General features: G+C 58.5%; 13 protein-coding genes. All 13 read right to left on the minus strand.

What is annotated here, in order from left to right; all coding sequences use genetic code 11:
• Positions 1-497: 497 nt before the first annotated feature.
• Positions 498-1,538 (minus strand): IS30 family transposase, encoded by a 1,041-nt coding sequence (locus VSQ30_RS04405; RefSeq protein WP_334462291.1) that lies wholly within the window; start codon positions 1,536-1,538, stop codon positions 498-500.
• A gap of 83 nt (positions 1,539-1,621) precedes the next feature.
• Positions 1,622-1,882: a hypothetical protein gene (locus tag VSQ30_RS04410; protein ID WP_334462293.1), complete on the minus strand. Its 261-nt coding sequence runs from the start codon at positions 1,880-1,882 to the stop codon at positions 1,622-1,624.
• Between the two features lie 60 nt (positions 1,883-1,942).
• Entirely contained in the window at positions 1,943-2,482 is a 540-nt protein-coding gene (locus VSQ30_RS04415) for a 5' nucleotidase, NT5C type (protein ID WP_334462295.1), read from the minus strand.
• Between the two features lie 31 nt (positions 2,483-2,513).
• Positions 2,514-11,273, minus strand: a complete 8,760-nt coding sequence (locus VSQ30_RS04420; RefSeq protein WP_334462297.1) for a helicase-like domain-containing protein — start codon at positions 11,271-11,273, stop codon at positions 2,514-2,516.
• 12 nt (positions 11,274-11,285) lie between these two features.
• Entirely contained in the window at positions 11,286-11,720 is a 435-nt protein-coding gene (locus tag VSQ30_RS04425; RefSeq protein ID WP_334462298.1) for a single-stranded DNA-binding protein, read from the minus strand.
• Between the two features lie 107 nt (positions 11,721-11,827).
• A complete protein-coding gene (locus tag VSQ30_RS04430; RefSeq protein ID WP_334462299.1) occupies positions 11,828-14,305 on the minus strand; it encodes a peptidoglycan DD-metalloendopeptidase family protein in 2,478 nt (825 codons plus the stop codon).
• A gap of 165 nt (positions 14,306-14,470) precedes the next feature.
• Positions 14,471-18,889 (minus strand): isopeptide-forming domain-containing fimbrial protein, encoded by a 4,419-nt coding sequence (locus VSQ30_RS04435; protein ID WP_334462301.1) that lies wholly within the window; start codon positions 18,887-18,889, stop codon positions 14,471-14,473.
• Complete coding sequence (locus tag VSQ30_RS04440) at positions 18,886-19,011, minus strand: hypothetical protein (RefSeq protein ID WP_334462302.1); 126 nt, start codon at positions 19,009-19,011, stop codon at positions 18,886-18,888. Before VSQ30_RS04440 ends, VSQ30_RS04435 begins: the two co-directional genes overlap by 4 nt.
• A gap of 196 nt (positions 19,012-19,207) precedes the next feature.
• Complete coding sequence (locus VSQ30_RS04445; RefSeq protein ID WP_334462303.1) at positions 19,208-21,421, minus strand: SpaA isopeptide-forming pilin-related protein; 2,214 nt, start codon at positions 21,419-21,421, stop codon at positions 19,208-19,210.
• An 80-nt stretch (positions 21,422-21,501) separates the two neighbouring features.
• A complete protein-coding gene (locus tag VSQ30_RS04450) occupies positions 21,502-21,840 on the minus strand; it encodes a TnpV protein (RefSeq protein WP_334462304.1) in 339 nt (112 codons plus the stop codon).
• Between the two features lie 306 nt (positions 21,841-22,146).
• Positions 22,147-23,472 carry a CAP and S-layer homology domain-containing protein gene (locus VSQ30_RS04455; RefSeq protein WP_334462305.1) on the minus strand — a complete coding sequence of 442 codons (1,326 nt, stop codon included), beginning with the start codon at positions 23,470-23,472 and terminating at the stop codon, positions 22,147-22,149.
• A 140-nt stretch (positions 23,473-23,612) separates the two neighbouring features.
• Positions 23,613-25,967, minus strand: a complete 2,355-nt coding sequence (locus VSQ30_RS04460) for a VirB4-like conjugal transfer ATPase, CD1110 family (protein WP_334462306.1) — start codon at positions 25,965-25,967, stop codon at positions 23,613-23,615.
• A complete protein-coding gene (locus VSQ30_RS04465) occupies positions 25,927-26,319 on the minus strand; it encodes a PrgI family protein (RefSeq protein ID WP_334462308.1) in 393 nt (130 codons plus the stop codon). Before VSQ30_RS04465 ends, VSQ30_RS04460 begins: the two co-directional genes overlap by 41 nt.
• Positions 26,320-26,325: the final 6 nt, after the last annotated feature.

Raw genomic sequence — 26,325 nt, forward strand, 5'->3', positions numbered from 1 at the left:
GGGGCCTCTCCTCAGGTGTTCGCTTTTGTACTAGTATATGCCGCTTTTGTGAAAGCGTCAAGGGCTTTTTCAGCGTATACTAAATACAACGAAATAGCCCGAAGCTCCCAGGGAATCCATGGGGAGGAAGGAGCGGGGGGCGTTCGCTTTCTGTATAACACAGCGTATAAGAGGTAATGCACTTCCTTTAATTTTGGGGGCCGCAGGACGGATGCGGCCTCCCTGTATTTTTCGTATGGGGATGTTTTAATACGCAAAAAGCTCTGGGAACGCGCCCGGGGCTTTTTGCGTATGGCCCCAAATGTCAAGAAGTTTTTAGAAAAAAGTTTGAGAAGCAGCAAGGTTTGTAGGAGTATACAAAGAAAGCCCCGTGTTGTTGTACAACAACACGGGGCTTTCTTTGTACGGAGGCGGTGCTGCATTGGTTCGGCGTACAGCAAACAAGCCGGAAAAGCCTCTGCTTTTTCGGCTGGCCCAGGCTATTCAGTTTTGGCAGGTCAGGCAGAGGACATGAAAATGGACGTCATGTCCTCTGCGGACTTCCAGCCAAGTATCTTTCTGGGGTACTGGTTCATCCAGTCCTGCACCTGCCGGACTGCCTTTTTCGTTACCTTACTGAAATCCGTGCCCTTGGGGAAGAAACGGCGTATCAGGCCGTTGGCATTCTCGTTGCTGCCCCGCTCGTAAGCGCTGTAGGGGTGGCAGTAGTAGATTTTTGTGCGGGGGCCGCGTCCATAACGGGTGTGCTCCATGCCCTGGCAGTCCGCGAATTCGCTGCCGTTGTCGCAGGTGATGGTCTTGAAGGTGCGCCGGAACTTGCGCCTGCCGTATTTCTTCTCCAAAACGTCCAGGGCTTTCACCACGCTGCCGGCTGTCCTGTCCGGCAAAAGGACAATAATCTCATATCGAGTTGTACGCTCTGTCAGCACCAGCAGAGCGCCGCGCCCATCCTTCCCGCTGACAACCGTATCCATTTCCCAATGCCCGAAGGTTTTCCGCTCCTTCACCTCCGGCGGGCGCTTCTCAATGCTGTCCCCAGCAGAAGCCCGTGCGGCTTTAGGGCGGCTGGACTTACGGTTCCGGCGCCTGCCTTTATAGAGGAGGTGCTCCTTTTTCAGCTTCAGGAATACGTCCTCCCGGTAGATGTAATTGTAAATGGTATTCACACATAACCGGGTGGAAAACCCCCTTTCCTCCTGCATTTTCGCCGCCACAACAGCGGGAGAGTATCTTTTTTCTACTATCATCCGTTCGATGTAATTTGCCGCAGCGAAGTCGTTTCCCAGCTTCAAATCCATCCCGCGAACCGCCAAATGCGCCTGATACCAGCGCTCCGCCGTATCAGCGCAGTAAACCTCTACGAACTCATACTCTGGGGTCATCTGCAAGGTTATGCCACGATGGATTTCGTTGTAAATGCTTGCCCGGCTCACCCCGATATACGCCGCGATTTTTGTCTTGCTTTCCCTGTTTTTCAGCATCCGCTCTATAATCAATCGGTCGTTCCACTTGATATCCTTACAACCGGTTTTTTTCATGGTTTCGCTCCTTTTTTGGGGCAATCGCAACCGTGCCATCTGTAAACAGACAAGCCCCGGCCCATGAGGGCCGGGGCTGTCACTCATACCAGCAGCAGGCCCTCATCCTTTGCGGCCTGTGTGTTCATAATATCCTCGCCGTTGCGGTAAATCGCTAAAATCCGGAACCCGTCCCGCAGCTTGGCTTTCGCCTTTTCCGGGTCGTCATAGGTCAGGATCCGCACGTGTACCTTGTCCATGAGCCAGTACACCCTGCTGGGGTTTGCCAAACTGTCCTCCATAGCCCGTTTCCGGCTTTTGGGTATGCTCATCTTGAAATCGTTTAAGCAAACAGGCTGCTGCATAAATCATCCGCTCCTTTATCCGTTAAACCGAAATATACCATTTGTACATTATATAAACTTTTATACTGATTGTATTTTAGCGGGTTTGTCGAATTTTGTCAACAGGGAATATCCCTTTGGCAATAAAAAAAGAGGGAGCGCCCCATGGGGCACTCCCTCCAACTGTCTGTGCTTATCTCTGCGGGCCGGTATCTGAACCCCTTTCAGGGACTGAATCCCCACCCCGCCCGCCTTTTCCCAGTCCGGCAGGTTCCTGCTGAAACCGTCCACAAGCACGTCCTCCTGGGTTAAAGGCCTGCCCAGGGCTTGGGCCTTACTCTGTCCCAAAGGCACGAAAAGCCTGTTTTCCTGGGGGATTTCCGGCAGATACCGGTCAAGCCACGCCTGCTGCTCCTCCATAGCGTAAGGGCCGGGAAACGCCGGCGCCAGAATGTACACCTGACAGCCCTCCTGCCCTGCCAGCAGCCTTGCGGCCTCTATCATGCTCCACTCCGGGGCAAGGTTTGCAAAATATCCAGGCTGGAACAGTTCCTCCAGGCTTTCCAGTTCCAGATTCGGCTTTGCCAACACGCCGACTGAATTTATATAAATATTCTTCATAGTCTTATGCTCCTCTGTTATTTAAGATTTTTCACCTGCCCGGCCCATCGTCCCGTACAGGGGGCTTTTCCTGCTCCAAAAAAGCTTGCTTCTCAGAAAAGAGCTTCATCTCCTCCAGCAGCAGGTGGGCCTGCTCCTTCTGGGTGAGGGTGTACGGCCCCCGGTCAATCCTATCCAGAAGGCCCTGTATCCGCTGGAGGCGCCCTTCCCGGACAGCCCTTTCCAGACCGTCTACCACGCCCTTTTCGCTTACCTCCTCCGGGATTTCCCCCGGCAGGCAGGCCTGCACAAGCTCGTATACGCTCTGGGCAAATCCCTGGATATCCGGGGCCTTTCCGCCCAGATCCAGCAGGAGGGCCAGCTCCCGGAGCCGCCGGGATTTTTCCTCCAGCTCCCCCTCCTGGGGGAAAGGCCTGCCCAGCTCCGCCCGGTCGTTTTCCAGGTCCCGGCGGGCGGCTTCCAGCCTGTGCCGTTCATTGTCCAGATCCCTGCTGATATTGTCCATCCGGTTCTCCAGCCGGGTTATCATGCCCCCGGCGCTTTCCCCCATGTCCAGGTAATAGCTGCCCTTCCCCCGGAGGATAAGCCGGGTTTCCTGGGAAAAAGCGTCCCATTCCGCCGCTATCCCGAAGCCCCGGTAACTGCCCAGCTCCATATTCTCCGTATATCTCGCGGCCCGGCAGGCTTCCAGCAGCGCCGCCCCGGCAGCTTCCCGTTCCGTATACCGCCTGCCCAGCACCTCCATGCCCGCAAAGCCCTTTTCCGGGCTGGGATGGGCGTCCCGCAGGGCGGCGTCCGATTCCAAACCTTGTATGGACTGCTCCAGCCGTTTTATCTCCCTAGGGTACTCCGACAGCACCCGGTTCTCCAGTTCATACTGCCTGCCCTTATGCCCGGCCTCCAGGATTTTCAGCCTGGAAACCTCCACGTCCAGCTCCATGCGCTCCTTTATCCGGGGATCCCCGGCGCACAGGGCCTTGATTTCCGCATAGCTGAGGGCTGTCTCGTCCACATCCTCAAAGGAGCGGACGGGGGATTTGGAGGTGACTATCTGGGAGATGAACCGCTGCTTTTTCTCCACGGTCTGCCAGAGGAAGGCGTCGAAGGTGGCGTCCGTCACGTACCGGTAAATATGCACTTTTTTGTTCCGGTTCCCCTGCCGGGCCGCCCGGCCCAGGCGCTGTTCCAGATCTCCCGGTTTCCAGGGGCAGTCCAGGTCATGGCAGGCGATGAGCCTGTCCTGGACGTTCATGCCGCTGCCCATTTTCTGGGTGCTGCCTATGAGGACGCGCACTTCGCCGTTGCGCACCTTTTCAAAGAGGGCGTTTTTCTGCTCCCGTTTAGGGTAATCATGGATAAAGGCGATTTCCGCCGGGGGGACGCCCCCTGCCGCCAGCTTTTTGTAAATATCGTCGTACACGTTAAAGGCCTGGGGCGCGCCTGCCTTCCCTTTGGGGGTGGAGGTATCGCAGAATATGAGCTGGGTGGTTTTTTCTGCTTGCCCCTCCCGCCAGATATCCAGGACGTTTGCCGCGCACATGTTGATTTTGCTGCCGGGGAAGTCCGGCAGGGAAGGGTCCAGGAGCCGCTGGTCAAGGCCCAGCCTGCGCCCGTCCGTGGTAATTTTCAGCAGGTTGTCCTCTGCGGGGCCTGCCATTTTATTGTGTACGGCCTCCGCCCTGGCGGACAGTTCCCGCACCAACGCCTCCTGCTCCGGGGAGGGCAGGGCCTTTTCCACATGGAACTCCACCTCCGGGACGGGCAGGCCCACGTCTTCCGCTGTCTTGATGTCCGCGGCCTCCCTGAAAATGTTCATCAGCTCCGGCAGGTTCGTAAACCGCGCCAGACGGGTGCGCTCCCGGTAGCCTGTTCCTTCCGGCGCAAGCTCCGCCTCTGTGACGGTTTCCGCGAACTGCGCGGCCCAGTTGTCGAAGAACCCCCAGCCCTTTTCCTGCAAAGTGCTGTTCTGCACGTACCGCATCATGGTGTAAAGCTCCGCGACGCTGTTGCTCACAGGGGTGCCCGTTGCCAGCACCACGCCTTTTTCCCCGGTGATTTCATCCAGATACCGGCACTTCATCAGCAGGTCGGAGGCTTTCATGCTCCCCTCCGGGTTCAGCCCCGCAACAGTCCCCATTTTTGTGACAAAGGACAAATTCTTAAACTCATGTGCTTCGTCTATGAACAGCCTGTCCACCCCCAATTCCTCAAAGGAGGTTACATCGTCCCGCTTCACCCCGTCCCGGAGCCTTTGCAGCCGGGTTTCCAGGGAGCGCTTAGTCCGCTCCATCTGCTTGATGGTGAACCGTGCGCCCTCCCCTGACTCCTTTTTCGCTTGCTTCATGCCCTGTTCCACCTGCTGGATTTCCCGGCGCAGGCCCTCCTCCTGCCGTTTTTCGCTTAAAGGGAGGAACTCAAACTGGCTGTGCCCGATAATCACGGCGTCGTAATTGCCGGTGGCAATGCGGGCACAGAACTTTTTCCGGTTCCGGGCAGAGAAATCCGTCTCCTTTGCCACCAGGATATTGGCGGCGGGGTAGAGCTTCAAAAACTCAATGCCCCACTGGCCCACAATGTGGTTGGGAACCGCAATCAGGGACTTATGGCACAGGCCCAGGCGCTTCATCTCCATAGCGGCGGCAGCAATTTCATAGGATTTCCCGGCCCCCACGCAGTGGGCCAGGAGGGTGTTGCCGCCATAGATGGTGCGGGCAATGGCGTCGAGCTGGTGTTTGCGCAGCCTGATTTCCGGGTTTATCCCGTCAAAGACAAGATGGCTCCCGTCATACTCCCGGGGCCGGGTGCTGTTGTAAAGCTCATTATAGCGGACAGTGAGGGCCTGGCGGCGCTGGGGATCTTTCCACAGCCAGTCTTTAAAAGCCTGCCGGAGGGCCTGCTGCTTCCCCCGGGCCAGGGTGGTTTCCCGTTCGTTCACCCGGCCTGTGCGCTTATGGGTGCGGGGATCCTCCGTATAGTCCACCACCCGGACAGGGCGCTGGTTCAGGGAGGCTTCCAGCACCTCATAGGCAGACTTCCGGGTGGTGCCAAACCGCTCTGAGAGGGCTGTGGCGTGGACGCCGTGCACCTGCCATTCCCCGGTGGCGGCACTGTAGAAGGCATGGGTGCGCGTGGCGGCGGCAGGGGACAGGCCGAAGGCTTCCGCCATAAACTGGTCGATATACGCAGGCTCTATCCACACAGCCCCCAAGCGCGCGTCGATTTCGGCGGCTGTGAGGGGCCGGGGCTGCACCCGCTCCAGGGATCCCGCGTTTATCTGAAACGCGGGATCCCCTTTGGCGGCTTCCTTTGCCGCCTGCCACTTTTCCCGCACATTGCCGGATAAATACTCATCGGAGGACAGGTATTTTTCCTCCCCGGGACCGTGGCCGAACAGGGGGTTTAAGAAAATATCCCCTTTCAGCTCCTGGTAGATTTCCTCCTCCGTTTTCCCCGTAAGCTGCGCCATAAAGGGCATGTCCACTTTGGCCCGCTCCCCTAAAGACACAGCCAGGGCTTCGGCGGCGGTATCCGTATGGGCAACGGGCCGGTGGGGCCGGATGGTGCGTTTGGTGAAGATATCTGCCCTGCCTTTTAATTCCCCGTTTTTGCCTACTTCCTCCAGGGAGCAGAGCAGGTAGTAGGAGGAATCCCGGTCGAAAGCCTGGGCGTTTTTCCTGTCGTTTATCAGGCCGAACCGCTCCAGAAAGCTGTGGTGGAGCCGGCTCAGCTCCCCCTGGGCCTGCTGGATTTCCCCCTCCGGGGCGTCCTCCATCTGAAGCCGCAGGAGCCGCCGGGTGCAGTCCCGCAGGGAAACCATGGCTTTCACCCGTTCCCCTGCGTCCCCCCGGAGCTTTGGCTTTTCCAGGGATTCCCCTTCCCGGTAGTATACTTCCCCGTCTATGACCGCAAAGCTGTAGGGCTTTACGTCCTCCGGGGAGACGGGCTTTTCCTCCTCCTGGCGGGGGCCTGCTTCCTGATATGTTCCATGAATATGGGTGACGGCCTGTGCAAGCTGCCCTGCCAGATCCGCGCCGGGCGCGGGGGCAACGGTGTAACCCTGCCCGGCATATTGGGTGCTTTTGGCGGTTTCCACCCCCAGTACCATGTGGGGGTTATCCAAAAAATACCGGTTTACCCGGAAGCCCAGGGCTGACTCCCCGGTCTGCACCCAGGCAGGCTCCTGTTCCGGCGGGGATTCCTGTTTTTGCAGGAAAAGGATATCGCTGACAACCTCTGTGCCCGCGTTATCTTTAAAGGTGTTGTTAGGCAGGCGGACGGCCCCCAGCAGGTCGGCGTGCTGGGCCAGGTATTCTCTGACCTTGGTATCCCGGCTGTCCAGGGTGTAACGGGATGTGAGAAACGCTACGATACCGCCGGGGCGCACCTGGCCTAAAGCCTTGGCAAAAAAGTAATTGTGGATGGAAAAACCCAGCCTGTTATAGGCCGGGTCGTGTACCTGGTACTGCCCGAAAGGCACGTTGCCGATGGCAAGGTCATAGAAATCATGGCGGCTGGTGGTTTCAAAGCCCGCGATTTTTATGTCCGCCTGGGGGTAAAGTTGCCGGGCTATCTGCCCGGTGATGCTGTCCAGCTCAACCCCGTACAGCCTGCTTTTTGCCATGCTTTCAGGCAGGCACCCGAAAAAATTGCCTGTGCCCATGGAGGGTTCCAGAATCCTGCCGCCCCGAAAGCCCATGTTTTCCAGGGCCTGGTACATAGCGCGGATAACTACGGGCGTGGTATAATGGCTGTTAAGGGTGGAAGCCCTGGCAGATTCATATTCCTCCGGGGGCAGAAGCCCTTTAAGCTCTTTGTATTCGCTGGCCCAGGCGGGCTTGCTTTCATCAAAAGCGTCCGCCAGCCCGCCCCAGCCCACATATTTAGAGAGTGTGTCCTGTTCCGCCGGCGTGGCCTGCCGGTTTTCCGTCTGTAGCTGCCGCAAAAGCCTGATGGCTTCCACGTTCATTTTGTAGTGAGCTTTAGGGCCGCCTACACCCAGATTCTCATCTGTAATGCGGAAATTGGGGACAGGGGCGGGCTTCTCCTGCCTGCCGGAACCAGTTGCCTGCACAGGGGCCGGAAAATGATTCTGCACGGCGGGATCTTCTGCGGAAACCAGCCAGCCGTCCGGATCCCGGACAGGGCCTTTCTCCTCCGGAGACGGCGGGGCGGCAGGTGTTTCCCGCTCCTGCCGGACAGCTTCCCGCAGGATGGGCACGATATCCCGGTACTTCTCATACTGGCTGAGGAAATCTATCACGCCGCCGTCCCCGTCTCCAATGTCCTGGCGCTCCGTATAGCTGCTGCCATCCGGCATACGCAGGGTGAATTTCACTTTATCATAGCCCAAATATGGGCCGTATTCCGGGTCGTCCGCAGCGTACACAGCCTGCCAGGAGCCGTATTTTTCGATTCCTTCTGCCTGTTTTTTTACATAATGACTGTCGGTTTCTTTCATCAGGCGGTCAAATTCAGCGAGGGAATAAGAGGTCTTATCCTGGAAAACTTCGCTTTCACTCCATTCGCAGAAGATATAGGGCCTGCTGGGATCTATGGACAGAGAAGGCGTGGGCGCACTCTCCTGTTCTTGCGGGGCAGGCGCTTTTTCCTCTGCGGTCGGTGGGGCCTGTTCGGGAACAGCCTTCGCAGAGGGGGTGGTTTTAACCTGTTCCTGGGCCTTTTCATCGGGGAAATGCCCGAAAACCCGCAGCCATTTTTTCTCCTGGAGGTCGTAGACGGCAGCGCCCTCATACTGAAAACCATCTTCTTCCATAGAGCCGTCAAGATGCCTCCGGGCGGCTTTTTCCGCTTCGGCTAAAGTGGGGTAATCCAGTTTCTCATCAAAGCCGTTTTCAAAATGGTGGTACACAACTACCTGATAGCGGGGCTTTGTTTCCTGTTTGTCTGCGGAAAGCGCAGGGTACGTTTCATCCCAAATATCCCGGTGCAGGCGGGCATGAAACCCCTGCATGTCATAGTAGAGCTTAGCAAACTGCAAATTACTAGCTGATGCCGCAACCCTTTTTATGGCAGCGTCGCACTCCAGGCGGGCGCTTGCTTCATCGGAATTGCGGCAGGCGTTGCGGTAGGCTGTGTCCTCCATCACAGCAGCCAGTACCATGGGCTTGTACTGCTGGTACAAGTCCCGGACAGTGGGGGCAGCGGTGGCCTCCTGCCCATCCGCTGCCGGCCCCTCCAGATACCGCCCCTCCAAAACCTCCTTATCCTCCGCAGAGAGGAAAGCGTCCTTTTTGATCAGTTCCTCTATACGTTTTCGTACCGCGCCCCATTTCAGCTCTACCTTGGCATAAGGCTCCACAATATCTCCATGGCTGAATTCCACCCCTTTAGAGGTATAGACAATATTGTCATTAACGCCATGGAAGCCGGAATACACCCCATGGATGCCTGACAGGTACTTTTCCCGTTCCTTTTTGTCCGGGTGCTGTTCAAAGAATTTGACAATGCCCAGCCTGTAATCGTGCTGGTCAGGCCCTTCCCGCAGCAGCTTGTCAATTTCGTCCTGGGAGATAAAGAACCGCCGCTGGGGGGTGAAATCCCCGGCGGCGGTGAATTTTATAGGCTCAAGCTGCAAATCCTTTAAGCCCTGCAAAATCTCATCGGTTCTATGGTAATGGAACCGCAGCAGGCCCCGGTTGCGGGCATAAGCGGATAGGAAAGCGCCGCACTCGTCCACCAGCCTTTGCAGGCTTTCCGGTTTCTCCATCCACTCTTTCACTTTGGCTAATTTGTCATAATGCCCCAAAAAGTCCTGAAAGGCTTTTCCCAGCGTGGGGAAATACCTGTCCTGGGCGTCCTCCGCAATATCCCTTTGCAGGAAAACCAGGGCTTCCGCCACCCGGCCCCGCTCAAAGGGCCAGGCCCGGTATACCATAAGCTGGCTGGCATATTCCCCTGCGTCCAGCAGTTCCCGGATACGGATTGCCGCCTGTTCCCAGGTCAAAGCTGTTGCAAAATTGCCATGGGCGCTCTCACCGGGGGATATCAGCATCCCGGCCCCGTCATACCAAAGAGAATATTTGCTCTCCCCCACATAGAAGCCAGCGCCGTTCTCCTTATAATGGGCCTGCAAAAACCGGACGTTTTCCTCCACTGGCTTATCCTTCATAAACTCCGCAATAATGCGCAGCCTGCTGCTGGGGTCGTTCGCGCCAATGCGCAGGGCCTCATCCAAGACGGTCTGGGACAGGCCTGCGGGTTTTAGGGATTCCTTTTCAGGCGGTGGGCTGTTTTTTTGAGGCGCGGGCGCTTCGGCCTTTTCCAGCTCCATGGAGAAAAAAGAAACCTGCCCCGGCGTCTGGGCAGGGGGGTGGCGCTGCCGCCTGTGGGATTCCAGCACGGTTTCCCGCACGGCCCGCTCCACCTGCCGCAGCAGGGCGGAACTGATCTGCACGGCAGTTCGCGCCGCCATGTGGATTTCCCGCCTGTCCCCCTCCAGAGGCAGGAACCGGGAGAAATCCTCTTCCGGCTGCTGCCCGCACCGGGAGAGCGCCATGTAACAGGCGCTGCTTTCTATAAACCTGCGGTATTCCCCGGCCTCCGGGAACTGCCTGTCCAAAAGCCTGCGGGCCGCGCTCTCTACAAGGGCCGGGAGGGTTTCCCCTCTGGCCCCATATGCCTGCCCCAGCGCTTTCTGTACAGCTTCCGCAAAACGCGGCCCATACTGCCAGGGCCGGGGGAAGGGCCTGCCCTCTGTGTCCGACACATCGTACACATACCGCAGGTATGCGCCGTTTTTGTCCTCTGCCGCCAGTACAATGGCCCTGTCCTCCCGGACAACCTGCCTGCCCATGCGGCTGCTCCAGAGATCCGCCTCCGCGCAGGCCGCAGCTTCCGGGCGCTGGGAGAAAATCAGCAGGGCGTCCTCGTATGGATATTTATACACCCTGCCCGCTGTTTCCAGGAACTTCCCCCAGTTCTCCCCGTCCTGCAAAACAAGGGCCTCTGTCTGGGCCGCAGCCCACAGGCAGAGCCGCGCGTTGTCTTTCTTCTGCGCCTTAGCCGCCTCTGCCTGCCGCCGCTGTTCCTCCTGTTCTTCCTCCTCCATGCCCGCGAGGAGCTCCTCCAGCAGGTTCCGGTTCAATACGTCCTCCTCCCGGATAAGCACCTGCCGGCAGATTTCCACCCCGCCGTGCTCTGCCGCCGCCATCCGCACAGCCGCGTCCGGATGCTCCGAAAGCTTCCCCAGGGCCGCCTTCCCCATATAGGGGGCGCAGGCCGCTAAAACCTGGGGGCTGTCCCAATGGGCGCCCACAAGGCTGTCCGCTGTGTCTGTGCTGCCGGCGTACTGGCAGGCGGTTTTTGCCACCTCCGGATCCTGCTCCCGCTCCAGAAGGGCTTTGCGCAGGGCGTCCCCGGCGTTTCTGGCAATGTATCTGCGTACAACAGGATCCGGATCCCCCAGAAGCTCCGCCCGGAACCCGTCTGTGGCATACTGGGCCACAGCGGCCCGCACCAGGACGCTTTCATCCTTTACAAGCTTTTCCCACTGCCCCGGCCCGCCCACAACGGCGGCGGAGGCCCGGTTATAATCGCTGGGGCTGTCCATCCAGTTTTCCGCGATGGCCTTATAAAACTCCTGCTCCGTATAGGCGCTGAGCATGGAAATGGGGAAGGAAGCCCCGTATGGAAACGCGTCCCGGAGGGGGAAGGGCCGTTCCCAGGGAACGCCGCTTTTCTTAAAATACCGGGTAAACTGTGCCGGGTCAGATACCATCCGGGGCTGCGCCAGCTTCTGCTGCCGTTCATAAGCTCTGTAAGCGTCATGCATATTCCCTACCTCCTAAAAGGGCAAATCTTCGTCTAAGAAAGCGAAAGCGTCCTCCTCTGCGGGGGACGCTTCTTCCTCTGCTATACTGTCCGGGGGCGCTTCCGGCTCCTGGGCAGGCTGTTCCCTGGGGGTGAAGTCCGCGAAGTAGATTTCCCTGGCTGTTACCTGGAAGCTGCGGCGGCTTTCCCCCCGCCTGTCCGCGTACCTGCGGGTGCAGATAAAACCCTGCACGGTCATGGCCCGGCCCTTTGTAAAATGGCGGCAGGCAAACTCTGCCTGCCTGCGCCACGCGGCAATGTCAATGAAGTCCGTCTCCCGTTCCTCCCCCTTTTTGGCGTAGGGGCGGTCTACCGCCAAGGTGAAGCGGGTGTAGGGGATATGGTTTTCCGTATGCTTCAGCTCCGGGTCTGCCGTAAGCCGCCCGGTCAGCACAGTCATGTTTAACATTTCTCTCATCCTTTCTTTTTCGTTTTAGCGGTTTAAGGAAGTACTGATTAAATCTGTCGATACGAGATGTGTGCCAAGCCGTCAGGTGTGATTTATTCAGTGGTTCCTTAAGATTTATATTGGGGCCATGCCTGCTCCGCGTAAATCACCCCGCCGGAGGAGGGGCTGCCGTTATAGTACAGGGCCAGGTGCAGGTGGGCGCCAAAGCTGTTGCCCGTGTTCCCCACATAGCCGATAAGCTGGCCCTGCTGGACAGGCGTGCCGGAAGCCACTGTAATGGAGGCCATGTGGGCGTACCGGGACTGCCAGCCGTTTCCATGGTCGATGAACACGCAGTTTCCATAGGAAGCAATGCCGTTTACCCCCATGCCGCTGTGCCAGCCGCCCTGGGCATAGGACACGACGCCGGGTGCGCAGGCATAGACGGGCTGTCCTTCCCCTGCCTGGATGTCGATACCCTCATGGCCCGGATAGGTTATCCAGGGCGTGGTTCCGGAGGGGTAGGCAAAAAAGCCCCCCAGGATGGCGCTGGCGTCCCCCATGCCCGCACCGCCCCCGTTTATCTGGTAGTACCGCAGGACGTGATCCACATAGTCTATGTCCCCATATCCAGACCAGCCATGGGCCGCAGCCTGCTGGATGGAAAATTCCCTGGCGTTCTCTTTGGAGTACCCGCCCCGCGCCAGCGCCCAGGTGATATACCCGTTTCCGAAATTGTAGCCCTGAAGGGCAAGGCTGATGGCGGGGAGATCCGCAGGCCCTGTGGAGCCTGCCATTCGCAGGTTGCCTGCCAGGATGCTTACGCCGAAATCAATGGAAACCTCTACAGGCACGGGGGTGTGCACAGGGTACCCCATGCCCTCCGCGCACTGCATCACGTCCCCGTTTACCAGATCCGCGTGGCCTCCGGATTCCTGCATCATCACTGCCGCCGCCAGGGGCGCATATTCCGGGATGTGGTGGCGCTCGCAGGCTTCTATAATCTGGGGCATAAGGGACAGCACGTCCTCCGAGAGGTTTACGTTGGAGGCAGAGCCGCCAAAGCCCGCCCCGCCCAGGGCGAGGAGGAAAAACAGAGGGACAAACAGGAACGCCGCCAAGGGGGAGAGGGCATTTTTTGCCTTCTGCTTTCCCGCCCTGGCGGCGTTTTCCACCATTTCCCTTATTTTATCCGCTGCCTTTTTCCCGGCTTCCACTGCGGCGGTGACGCCGCCGGAAGCAGCCCCCGCCCCGGCAGAAGCGGCCCCCGCGCCAACGCCCTGCAGAGCGGAGGTCTGCAGGGCCTGCCCTCCTGTGTGCAGGGCGGCGTTTTTTGTCTGGGCCTTGAGGGAATTTGCCAGGGGATCCTTTTCCCAGGTGCGCAGGCCGGCTCCGGCATTGTTGGCGGCAAGGGAGGCGTTCTCCCGGCTTTCCCTCACTTTTACCCCTGTCCCGCGGGTATCCCTTACAGCAATTTGCCCCCTGGCCTTAAACTCCGGCCCGGGCTGGGCCCGCTGCCGCCGGTACTGTTGTGGGGCAGGCGCGGAGCCATGGCGGGCGGATGAAGGATTCTCTGCCTGGGGCAGATCTGTCAATCCCCCATCAAGGGAGGGGCTTTCTGGTAGGGTGGCCCCGTCCTGCGGGGCAGAACGCTTTTCCAGCGGCAGGCCCTTTTGCGGCGGCTTTTCGTCTGGCTGCGCCGCGCGGGACCTGTTTTCTGTTGTATGTATCCCGTCCCCTTCCCGCGCCTGCATCTGCCGGGCGTATGTGCGCAGCTCCAAAGCTTCATCCGGGGAAAACCGCAGGGAAGCTTTGTCCATTCGGACTTCCGGGCTGCCTGTCCGGGTGTGCAGGCTGCTTTCCCTGTAAACTCGCAGGGGCGCGTCCCTGGAAGGAGCCGCGCGTATATCCCCGCCCGTCTGGGTGGTAAATATGGGCCTTGCAGGTGGGGCAGGGGCTTCCGTCCCGGAGGGCATATCCGGCTTTTGGGACATATCCCGCAGGGGGGCGTCCATTTGCAGGGAAGCTTCCTTCCGCTGCTGTAAAGGGGCTTTCTCTGTCTTTCGGATATCCAGGGGCCTGTCCCCGGCAGGGGAGGCCCGCGCCGGGGCGGGAAAGGGGGCTTCCTTTCTGCCGGGTGGTTCTTCCCTGAAAGAAGGGACAGAAGCTTCCTGCCCTGGTTCAGAAAAAATATTTCTGCCAGATGGCGCTTCCTGTTTCGCGGGAGGGAAGCTGCTGCCCTTGTCAGGCGGCATTTTCTTGAAAGACGGAACCTCCCCAGGAGAGGGGGAGAGGGCAGGCGGGATCCCATTTTTTGAAACCGGCGTCTCTTGTTTTGCTTCAGGGGAACTGCCTTTCCCGCCCCTGGAACCCTCCCCCAAAAGCTCTTTTTTCAAAAAGCTTTTTACAGCCTGCTTCCCCTGGTCCAGGAGGGGATCCGCAGCGTCCTTTGCTTTGCCCCCCGCCGCGCTTATGGCGTACTGCTCCGGGGGCCTTTCCTGTTCCCGGGAAGGGCCGGGCGCTTTTGAGCGGAGCAGGGAAGCCCCCTTCTGGGCCAGGCCTTTTCCAGGGGCTTTCCCTTCCTTTTTATGGCTGTTATTTTTCATGTGCGTATCATCCTCTCTTAAAATAGAGTGTAATTTTTTCTAAGGCGGCACGCGCAGCCGCCGCAGGGTATGCCTGTAAATCAGACCGGCTTCACCTCTTAAAAAAAGAAAGGCCGGGAAAACCCCGGCCCTCCTGATGCTTTTCTGCTGTATTTCTCTGACGGATTATTCGTAAGTGGGTGGCTCGGAGATGGTGCGGATCCAGGTTTCATTGCCCATGCTGTCCATGGTATACTCGTGGGAGTTGCTCACCTCGTCGATGAGTGCTTTGTTGGAACCGGAATCCGTAAAGTTTACCACCAGGCAGCCGTTGGTATTGGAGCGCGGGTCGCGGCCTGTAACCTGGCACACCAGCTTTGCCACGTCAATGCGCTTCATGGGGTTCTGTCCCGCATCGCTGCCCAGGGTTTTGCCTGTGGCGAATTCCAGCAGGGCATAAATCTGCTTCCTGGTGGCCCACACGCTGTCCCCGGAACCGTTTACAAAGGCGTCCCGCTCCAGCACGCCATGGGAGATGAAGTACCGCACCGGGGTCAGGCCATATGCCTTGTTTACAGAGGGGTCTGGTACGGAAACAGTACCCATGGGCAGGTTCTGCTTGTAGCCGTCGGACATAAGGCGGTAGGCCATATAGCACATGTGCAGGCGGGATATGTTGGAATCAGGCTCCCACTCATAGAGCAGGGTGCCGTCATGCTCCCCGAACCCGGAGAACAGCTTGTAGTGGATGTCGGAAGTGGGGTCAGGCGCATCCGGCTTGGAACTGCCTCCGCTGTTACCCAGGATCGTTACCTCCGGGGCCTTTACATGCACGGCGGGCTTGTTATTGCTCTGGAGGGAGGCGTAATTGATATAGGTGGAGTTTGCAGCGTCCGCCTTAAACTGTACGGTAAATTTGGCCTCTACGCTCTCCCCGGCAGGGATGTCCCCTAGGTTTAAAACGAGCTGCCCGTCCTGGAGGAACCATTTGCCGCTGCCCATCATATAGCGCACCCCGTCAATGTACACGGTGTCGTTTATCAGGGTCAGCCTGGAGGAATCCAGCACGTCGTATGCCTGCACGCCCTGCCATAAATCTTTGCCGCCGTTGCGGGCGGTGATGGTATAGGTAACCTTATCCCTTGCCTGCACCACGGTCTTGTCCACGTCCTTGCTGCCCCCCACATCGTTGGGATTCTGAGGCGTCAGGGGCAGGACTGCTACGCCGGGGTCGGTAACGGTCTTTTCCCCGTTATCCCCTTTCGCAGTGGCGGTGTTGTAGATGGTGGTGTTTTCCACCGCGTCCTCTAAACGGGCCTCAAAGGTGATGCGGGCGCTCTGTCCGGGGACCAGATCCCCTAACCGCAGGGTGACGGACTGGCCCTCCATGCCATAGTCTCCGGTATCCCCGTTCACCATGACGGAGCCGTACACCAGTTTCACCCCGGCAGGCAGTACGTCTGTCACCACCACGTTTTTCCAGTCCGCTGTGGCGTCCGCCCCATTTTGCACCTGGAGGGTGTAGCGGATGACGTCCCCCGGATGGGCCTCTGTAACATTGGCGGTTTTGCTGATATCAGGCTTTGTTTCTCCCCCGTCAATCTGCACCCCTGTGTCGGGAAGCTGGGAATCCTCTTTTCCAGGGCTGTGGAGTACGGCGGTGTTTACAATGTACTGGCCCTGGGCGCCATCCTCTACCGTAACCCGGAAGGTGAAGCGGGTGCTCTCCCCAATACCAATGCTTTCCGGCAGCAGGGTCAGGGTTTTTGTGCCCGCGTCATAGGCATAGTTTGCGGTGGCCTGCCCGTCCTGCTCCACAGAGCCTGCCACAAAAGACAGGTGCTCCGGAATCACGTCTGTCACAGACGCGCCCTCCCAGGGGGCGGTAGCGGCCTGCCCGTTTTCCAGGGTGATGGTGTAGGTCAGCTCCTCCCCCACATGGGCATAGGGCCGGTCTACGGTTTTCGCGCCCACGCTGCCCTGGGCTTCGCCGGGGTCAACGGTGACGCCTGTATCTGCGGCGGGCTTGTCGTTGTCGTTTTCGCTGGACAGCACGGCGGTGTTCTGGAAGGTCTGCCCGTAAGCGCTGCTGTTGACAGCGGCGTTAAAGGTAATGGTCTTTATCTGGGCCGGGGCCAGATCCCCCAGCTCTACCGTAAGGGCGCGGCCGGCGTTGTCATAGGCATAGGGGGCGGAAAGCCCGTCCACCTGCACGCTGCCATAGCAGAAGGTGACATACTCCGGCAGCACGTCCGTCATAACGGCGCTGCGCAGGTTCACAGTGGCGGCGTCGGAATTCTGGGCGGTGACGGTGTAAGTGAGGATATCCCCCACCCTGGCGGTATCCCGGTCAACGGCCTTCTGTGCGTACATCCGGGCAAAGCCGTCCCCGATAACCGTCCCCCCGTCCTTGACGGTGACGTCCGGTGCGTTTTCGCTTGTGAGCACAGCCACGTTCTGGAAGGATTTGTTATAGGCTGTGCTGTTCACCACAGCCCGGAAGGTGACGGTTTTTTCCTCATCCGGCGCAATCTCCCCCAGCTCTACAGTGAGGGTGCGGCTGGCGCCGTCATAGGAATGGACGGCAGTGGAACCGTCTATTTCCACGCTGCCCGGGGCGAAGTCCACGTAAGAGGGGATATAGTCTGTAACCTTCACATCCCGCAGGCTGACGGCGGAAACTCCGGCGTTCTGAGCCTTAATGGTGTAGGTGAGGGTATCCCCCACCTGGGCGGTGGATTTGTCTACAGACTTTTCCGCCTGGAGCCAGGCTTTGCCGTCCCCGATGACAACCCCCTGGTCTTTGGCTTGGGTGTCCCCGCAGTTATCCGCGGAGAGCACGGCGGTGTTCTGGATGGTTTTGTTATAGGCGCTGTCCTTTACGGCGGCGGCAAAGGTGACGGTTTTCATCTCCCCGGGCTGCAAGTCCCCCAGTTTCACGGAAAGCAGGCGGCTGGCGCTGTCAAAGGAATAGGAGGCGGAAACCCCGTCCACCTGCACGCTTCCATAGGAAAACTCCAGATCCTCCGGGATAACGTCCTCCAGCGCCGCGTTTTCGAGGGCCACATCGGCATCCTCCATATTGCCGGCCTTTACGGTGTAGTGGAGCACGTCCCCCACCTGGGCAGCGGATTTATCCACAGACTTTTCCGCCAGGATTTTTGCCTTGCCGTCACTGACGGAAACGCCTTCGTCCGTGCCAGTACCGGGTTCCCCGTTATCTGAGGAGACAACGGCGGTATTCCGAAAAGCCTGCCCGTAAGCGGTATCGTTTACAAGGGCGGTAAAAACCACTGTTTTTTCCTCTCCGGGCCTGATATCCCCCAGCTTTACGGAAAGCTCCCTGGTCTGGGTATTGTAGGAGTGCCTGGCGCTTTCCCCGTCCACCTCCACGCTGCCCCGTGTAAAGGTGAGGAAAGAGGGGATGGGATCTGTAAGGACTGCGTTCTCCAGATCCGCGCTGGCGTCCGGGGCATTCTGCACCTGAATGGTATAGGTGAGGGTGTCTCCCACTTTGGCTTCCCTTTTGTCCACGGACTTTGTGACGGCGGCAGCGGGCCTGCCGTCTGTGTACACATAGGTGACCTCGGTGATATAGCCCATGTAGTGGAAGTTCTCAATGTCCTTGTGGGCAAACTTTTCTGTGCCGCTGGTAGTAACGCTTTCGGCAATCTCGCGGCCCTTTTCATCCACAAAGCGCTCTGTTACCTGGTCCATCCCATCGGTAAAGTTCAGCTTGTGCCAATCCGCCGCAGAGTGCTTGATGGTGGCCTCCAGCAGATCCCCATAGGCCCAGTAGGTTTCCACCAGGTCAGTGTAGGGGTTTGCAATGCCCAGGGCCTTCAGCTCTTCAGCGGTGATCACCCGGTTGCGCATACGGTTGATAAGGGAGACGGCTTCGGCGCGGGTGATGAAATCGTCGGGCTTGAAGGAGCCGTCCGGGTAGCCTTTGATCCAGCCGGCCTCAGCGGCGGCGTTAACCGCCTGGTAGGCCCAATGGTCTGGAGTCACGTCGTTAAAGAGGGCCTTGCCGGAATTCTCAAGCTGGGCGAAGCGGGCGGCAAAGGCGGCGAATTCCGCCCTGGTAATGGGGGAATCCGGCGCGAACCTGTTCCCGTCCGTGCCGTTTGCCAGTTCCAGGTTGTAGCACATTTCCAGTTCCTTATAGTACCAGGCGTTTTGGGGCACGTCCCGGAAGGTGGTGCTGCTCATCTGGCGCTTGGGGGCGGGGAAGGCCCCTGCATGAAGGCGGTAGAAGATGGCGGCGGTTTCGGCTCGGGTCAGGTTCCATTCCCCATGCACGGTTTTGTCCGGGTATCCCAGGATATAGGTCAGATCCTCCTGGGAGTAGACGTACCGCGTGGCCTGGGTGAAGCCCTGGTACTCATATCCCTCCACGTGGGGAGGTTCCTTTGTCCAGGAGGATTTGGCGGTACGGGGATCCGCGATTTCCCGCCCGGTGGCTTCGTCTATAAAGGTTTCGGTAACGCTGCCCAGGCTTCCGGGTTCAACCGCCTCTTTGGCCCCGGCAGGCAGGGCGAAGGTGCTCAGCACCGCTAAAACCGCCAGAAGGGCGGCAAGCATTTTCTTACAGCTTCGTTTCATAATGAATTGTCCTTTCCCAATAATTTTTTAAGGTTTTGATGATGCTGTCCTGCTTTTCGAAAGCGTGCCCCGCAGCGGCCGGGCGGCACCCGCAGGCGGCGCAGCAGGTGTTTTTGCGGCATATTGTCAGCCTCCTTTCTAAAAATGGGCGCAAAAAAAGGCCGGGGCCAAAATTGGCTCCAGCCGTAAAAAATGCACAGGCTATGAAATTTTCTTTCTTCTGATAAGGGCGGGGCGCTCATGCTCCCCGGGGCCTCTCTGCCTGTAAATACGCGCGGGATTTCAAAACGCCTCCGCCGGGGGCAGAAAAAGTTTGTTTTACGCAATCCCGCCCCGGCGCTTGCGGATCCATCTGTAAAGGTAATGCCCGCCCGCGCCCAGGGCCGCGCCGCCCAGCAGGACGTAAGCGCAGACGGCCCAGGCAGTGCGGTACCAGGGCGCGTCCTCCGGGATATCCTCCTCTGGGACAATGCCCCGGATGGGGGTTTTTATCTCAATTTCCTGCTTTGTGGGCACACGCTCCACCGTATAGCTTTCTGTGATTTCCATCCCATCAAAGGCAAGGCGCAGCGAATAGACGCCGGCGGGCACCCGTATGAAGGGTTTCGCTTCTCCATCTGTAACCCATGCCGCCAGTTCCTTCCCGGCGCTGTCCAGGAGCTGGGCCTCTACCCCCATGACAGGTTGGCCCGTGCCGCTGTTGAGGATGGAAAGGAAAACCTCTATGTATTCGCACAGTACAGAAAATTCCGTCCCCGTTCCCTCCGGCAGCTCTGTAGCTTCAGCTTCCATGGTGTAGCCCTGGGGCGTGTCCATGGGCACAGCCAGCAGGGCAGTGGTGGGGGCGCTTTTGATAACAGCGCGCCCCTCGCTGTCCGTATAGGCGGTGCGCAGGGCGTTCTTCTTTTCAAAGGGGTTTGCCAGCAGTGCCTCGAAGGCTTCCTGCTCCTGGATTTCGGAAATCTCCTGGCTGATATCTACGGCATGGCTGTCCGGCCTGGCGTCTGGCGGGGCCTCTTCCAGCAGGGCAGGGTCGAAAATCCCTACCAATACCCCCTCCAGGGGCAGGCCCTCATTGTCCACTACCGTAAGGGTTAAATCCCGCTCCGAACTCAGAAAGGAGAAAGAGAAATAGGCGTTGCCCGCTGCCGCCACCTGTGCGGTCTGGGGTTCGGGCAGGGCAAAGCCCTTGTTGGAAAGGCAGTCTTTGGGGGCGATGGTGTAAAGGCCGGCAGGGACGTTTGCCCGGATGAGGCCCTGGCTGTCGGTCTTATATTCCTTTTGAAAGGCGGCGCTGTCCGCCCCTGCGCCCGTTACTTCAAAGACAAAGCCCTCCCGCCTGTCCGTGTTGGAGGTGCAAGCAATGGTGAGGTTCTGGAGGTCTGCCGGGTTCGGGGTGGTGATGGGGTTTACAGAAGGGGCGGGAGTGGAAACGGGAGCCGCCGTCTGGGTGGCATTCCCCTTGTAGGTATTATGAACCTGGCTCTGGCCGGGCCGCTGGGTGGGCTGCACAGGGCGGGGAGTGGGGACGGGCGTCGCCGCAGGCCGGGGCGTGGGAGCAGGGGTGGGGGCAGGCGCCGCCTTTGCTTCCAGTTTCTGCGTGAGCGTAAGGCATTCTTCCTTTAACGTATAGGAAATCCTTACAGGCCCGCAGATTTCCCCCTGGGCCTTCCGGTAGTTCAGATACTTTTCCGCCTCCCTGGTAGTGACGAAGCTTTTTACCGTCTTTCTGCCCTCCTTGCCCAAGGCCGCTCCGAAATTTTCAAAGGTAATAGTGATGGACTGGATATTTTCCTCCCCCAGCCCTGCCAGCTCCATGTCAGGGGAAAACGCCCCGGCAAGGAAAATTTCATTGTCCTCTGCCAGATACTTTTTTCCCTGGGAGGTGCGCACCCAGCTTTCTCCTCCGGAGAGGGACAGGCTGGGAATCTCAAAGGAAACGGGAGCCTCCGCCCTGAGATACCCTGCCGGGGCCGCGCCGGGGCGCAGTTCATATAACCCAGGCGCCAGGTTTTGCAGGATGATTTCCCCCTGTGCGTTGGTGGTGAAATCCTTTTGCCGTTTCCCTTCCCGGTAGAGGGAATAGGCCGCGCCGGGGATGGGGGTTCCGGTTTTGCCGTCTGTCACAGTGAGGGTGGCCCCGCCCGTTTCCGGCTCCAGGGATACCTTGTCGTATACCGCAAGGCAGGCGGTAATTTCCTCCTCCGCTCCCTTTTCACCATCTTCCTCCGCTTCCCTTGTGAGGACGAGGGTCTGGGAAACGCTGCGGTACAGATCCTCGAACGCGAGGGAGGTATCGTCAAAGGCGGAAACAGCAAAGGCCGGGGATTCCCCGGCCTTTACCTCTACGCTGTCCACTTTGGTTTTGCCCTCTGGAAGCTCCAGCTCCCCCTTAAAGGTATCCTCAGCTTTTACCCGGTAAAATACCAGGTCAGGCTCCGGCCTTTCCCGAACCAGGGCCTGGGAGGGGGTGTGGCAGGAAAGCAGGAGGCCGGCTGTTAAAACAGCCGCCGCCAGCTTTTTCAGTATCATGAGGCAGTCTCTCCTTTCCATGAGAACCCCCCCGCTTCCAGATGGGAGCGGGGGGTCTACAAAGTATAAAGTATGATGTTTTAATCTTCCTGGTACACCAGGTCGTGGTAGATGGTTTCCTCCACGCAGTGCTTGATGGCGTTCATGCCGCCCACCCACTTCATGGGATCCCGCATTTTCAGGGCTTCGTCCAGCCCGTCTTTTTTTGCCATGTGGGGGATCCAGTCTGCAAGCCTCTGCCGGGCGGCTTTCTCCACATACCGGATTTCCGCCTCCAGCCTGCCGCCGGATACCAGAGACTGGTACAACTCCCGGTCGTATTCCTGCAAATAGCGCAGCCGCGCCCCGCCGTACACGCCGGGATAATCATATTCTTCCTCCTCCACAGCTTGCGCCGGGGTGGTCTGTGTTTCGTTCATAGGATTCTCCTTTGCTTTTACAGTTGCCAGTTTCCGCAGTCATTAGAGGAGCCGGCAAATTCAATAGGCTTTTAGCAGCGCACACTCCAAAAGGATCTTTACAGAGCTGGCATAATCAGAGATGGTTCTATGCACCTGTCTTGGGCAGCATACTGCTATATCCGGTATCTTTTTTGCACTTCCGCCAGAGACTTTCCAGCCGGATATCCTGTGTGTGCGCTGTGTGATGTTTCTGAAAAAGCTTTCATGGCTTTTCAAGATGTCCAGCATATTTTCCTACATGCCGTACTGTGCTCAGTGATACGCTTAGCCCATAAGATAGTCATAAAAGTAGCAGTTCTGCTGACTGAAAAGCTGTGCTACGTAAACATTGCCATCTATCACGTAAGCGGCAACACCAGTTACTTGGTCAACGTCCTTAAACATAGCATTGCGGTGTGAGACAGAGTTAAGCCATGCAGTTACCCGTTTATTGGCGCTGGCCTGTAAATCGTTTGAAATCTCTCCTGTAATATCATACTCTGGATCATTTTGGGAACGCACAAGGTTTTCAGCATGGAGTTTTGCTCCCACCGTATCCCATTTGCTTCCATCAGGCCGTACATGGGCTATTGTTCCATAGCTATGCTCCTTTGCCCTAACAGCAGCCCATTTCTGGATGGTAGGATGGTGCTTGAGTTCTCCCAGGCCTTCTTTTACCCGCAGTTCGTTCACTTGCCGGAGGATTTCATTGGCAAGGTCATAGTCATAATACCCGCCGTTTTCGTCCACCGGGGATTTCCCTGTAGGCAGGGTGTAGGTGGGGTTGTAGTTTTCCCAGGGCTTGGGGGTGGGGCTGGGTTCTGTGCCGGCGTTATCGTCATCACCATCCCCAGGATTGGGAGAGGGGGTGGGGGGAGGCGTGGGTGTGTTGTCCGGATCCTTATCCCCGTCATCTTCCCCAGGCTTGGGGGCAGGCGCTTCGCCGTCTGCTTTATAAGCGTCTATTTTGCTGAAATTCAGGAGCATCTGTGCCACCTGGCACCGGGTTGCAATCCCTCCGGGCACCAGCTTCCCGTCACTGCCCCCGATGATCCCATAGGCTGTAGCCCATTTCAGCGGCCCTACCGCAAAGGAGGAGGCTTTCCCGCTGTCCGGGAAGTACCCGAAGGGGGATTCCTGCTCCTTCAGCTCAAAGCCGAATTTCTGGAAATACCGGTGCAGGAACGCGGCAATCTGTTCCCGGTTCACGCTGTCCCGGGGAGAGAATTTCCCGTTCCCTGTACCCCCTGTTATGCCGTTGTCCACAGCCCACAGGGTGTAGGGATAGAAGTAATCCCCAGAGCGTATGTCTGTAAAGGGGTTTTCCCGGCCTGCTCCGTACCCTGTCGATACCCCGGCAAGCCTGCCCAGCACGGTCACGAACATCCCCCGGTCCATAGGGGTTTCCGGGCTGAACTCTGTGCTGCTTGTGCCGGAAAACAGTTTGTTTTCTACCGCGTACTCCACTGCCTCATAGTACCAGTCTTTGGGGCTTACGTCTGTAAAATCCCCCATGCCTGCCGCCCCTGCCGTACCCGCCAGGGTAGCAAAGAGCATCCCCGCTGTTAAAACCATGCTTAAAAGCTTCTTAAAGAATTTCCCCCGCTTCATAAACCTGCTGCCTCCTGTGTCAGATTTTCCGGGTTCCCCCGGCCTTTTCCTTTCCGTCTGAAACAATTATAACACAGTGGGCAGTGGTTGTCAAGCTATATATCATACTTTCGTATCTTTTTTATGCGCTCCAGAAGGGGCTATTCCTGGCTTTCCCCGCAGGCCCAGCTTCCCTCCCTGGGATCTGTCGCCATCAGCCCATAGCACCGGGTATCCCTGGGCACGTTCCCCACAAAGGGGACGATTGCCCCGCCCACCTTCACAAGGCCATGGCCCGGCGGGACGTTCTCAAAGTAGGACTGCTGGTTTTTGGAGATCCCGAAAAGCTCGGAAAGCTGCTGGGCGTTGGCAGGGGACTGGTTGAGCATCACCACGAAATCCGTGTTCGCCAGCATGGCCCTGCCGGATTCGCTGGCAAGCACCTCCTCCACGGACTGGGTGGCCCCGGTGCAGAAGCCGTTGTATTTCCGGATCCTGCGCCAGAGCTTCCCGAAAAATGCCCCGGTTTCCTCGTCCTGGAACAGGAGGGAGAACTCGTCCGCGTACACAAAGGTGATTTTCCCCCTGCGGAAATTGCGCATCACCCGGTTTAAGAGGTGATCCAGGGTGATAACCGTACCCAGGGACTTCATCTGATCCTGCAGGCCGTTGAGGCTGTAGCAGATAAGGCTGTTGTCAGAATCCACATTGGTGGGGGCGGCAAAGGCGTTGAGATAGCCGTCCACAAAGCGCTCAAGGGCCAGGGACAGCTCCCCTGCCTTTTTGTGGCCCATGGCTTCCAGCGCATCCTTGAAATCCCCCATCAGGGGCGGGGCGGTTTTCCCATGGCTGCGGAGGTACTCCCTGTACACGCCGCGCACAGCCCGGTCTATCAGGGACTTGCTCTGGGCGTCCAGCCCCCCGCCCATAATCTTCTCGCAGCAGGCGGTGATAAATTCTGTCTTGTAGGAGAGCGGGTTTTTCTCCGCAAAGTCCAGCTCCATGTCAAAGGGGTTGATGCTGTCTTTGCCGATGTGGTAAATCTCCCCGCCCAGCTCCAGCACCTCTTTTTTGTACTCGGATTCCGGATCCAGGATAAGGAAGTCCGCCTTTTCCGGAGGATACCGCAGGCGCAGGGAGAGAAGTTCCTGCTTGCAGAAAAAGGATTTGCCGCCCCCGGTCATACCCAGGACAAAGCCGTTTCCGGAGGATTTTGCCAGCCTGTCCACAGCTACCAGGTTCCGGGTCACCACGTTCTGGCCGTAAAGCACCCCGCCGGGATCGCATATCTCCTGGGCGTTGAAGGGCACAAAGGCCGCAAGGCTCTCAGTGGTCAGGCCGTGGTCGATGTGCAGCCGCTGGAGGCCATAGGGCAGGACGGTGTTCAGGGCGTCAAGCTGCTGGTCTGTGCAGACGTCCAGCTCGCAGTTGGCGGAACGGGCGGTGGAGCGGATAAGCTCTGTGTCCGCGTCAAGCTGCTCCAGGCTCTGTGCCATATGGCACAGGGTGACGCAGGCTACCACCACCCCGCAGTCCCGCTGGGTGATGTCGTCCAGGACGTCCTGGATATTGGCCCTGTCCTTCCGGAAATGGTAGGGTTCCGGCCCCGCCACCTGGCTGCGCTGGAGCTGCTTCTGCCGGGATCGCAGGGCATTTGCCTCTACGGAATCCAGCCTGCCCTGGAAGAATTTTACCGCCTCGTCTGTGGGGATGGGGATAAAGCTGACGGACAGGACAAGCTCCACGTCCAGGTCTGTCAGCTTGTTGAGGGTCTTGTCGTCTATGAAGCTGGCGTGGCGGGTCATGGCAAGCACCCGCCCGAATTTGTCCCCTGTCTTGAAGTGGCTGCTTTTCAGGCTTAAAGACAGGGGGGCCACGCAGTCCTTCACGCTTATGCCCTGCCGGCGCATGTCCCTGAAATCAAAGTCCCAGAAGTTTTCATCCCCCGGGCGGTAGAAGTCCCGGAGCAGCCGCAGCCGCTGGGACAGGCCCAGGGGCCGCAGTGTGGAACCCATGCCGGCAAAGCGCAGGGCAAGCTCCGTGCCCGCCCGGTCAAAGTGGGTTTCCGCCTCCCTGGGGGTGGGGCGGGCAGCGGACATGGTGAAGAACCTGTCCTGGATAATGCCGCTGCCCCGCCCGGCCTGGGATTCCAGCATGGCGTTCAGCTCCTGCCGGAGGGGGTCGAAGCCGTCCCCCTGCAGAGGATGGCGCAGGCGCTCCAGGGCCTCCTCGTTTATGCGGCGGTTGAAAATGGTTATCTGGGAAACCTCCGCCGGGGTGCAGCTTTTGGCCGCGGCCCGCAGGGATTTGATGAATTCCTGCTGCCTGCCCTCCTCCGCTATGGAATAGTTCACGTCCGTAAACCGGAAGCACATGGAATATATCCCGCCCCCGGAAAGGATCATCCCGTTCTCATAGGCCCGCTCCAGAGGCACAGCGTCCTGGGTGCGCCGGGGCTTTTTGAAATACTGGGGGTCACGGTGTTTTGTCTTTACCTTCTTTTCGCTTAAAAGCATGGGCTTTCCCCTTCCTTTCCTCCTGCATGTATAATTCCAGAAGCTTCTTTTCCGTACAGTCCGTGCGGAAATACAGGACGTCCCGGTGCAGGATCCGGGAACGGAACAGGGCCGGGAGGATTTGTTCCAGGTACATCCCGTGCCAGCGCACAAACCCGAAGGCCCCAAAGGGCAGGGCCGCGAGGATGCACAGCCAACTGATGGTTTCCATGGACAGCCTGTCCCGCAGCAGGAACCAGCACAGGACAGCCGAAGCACCCGCAAGCCCTGTAAAGACGAGCTGGCGCAGGTTCATGCCAAAGAATACCTCTGTCTGGCAGTCCCGCACCTCCTGGGCAGCTTTTATCTGCATACGCTT

The organism is Acutalibacter sp. JLR.KK004 (assembly GCF_036941085.1).
GTDB lineage: Bacteria > Bacillota > Clostridia > Oscillospirales > Acutalibacteraceae > Acutalibacter.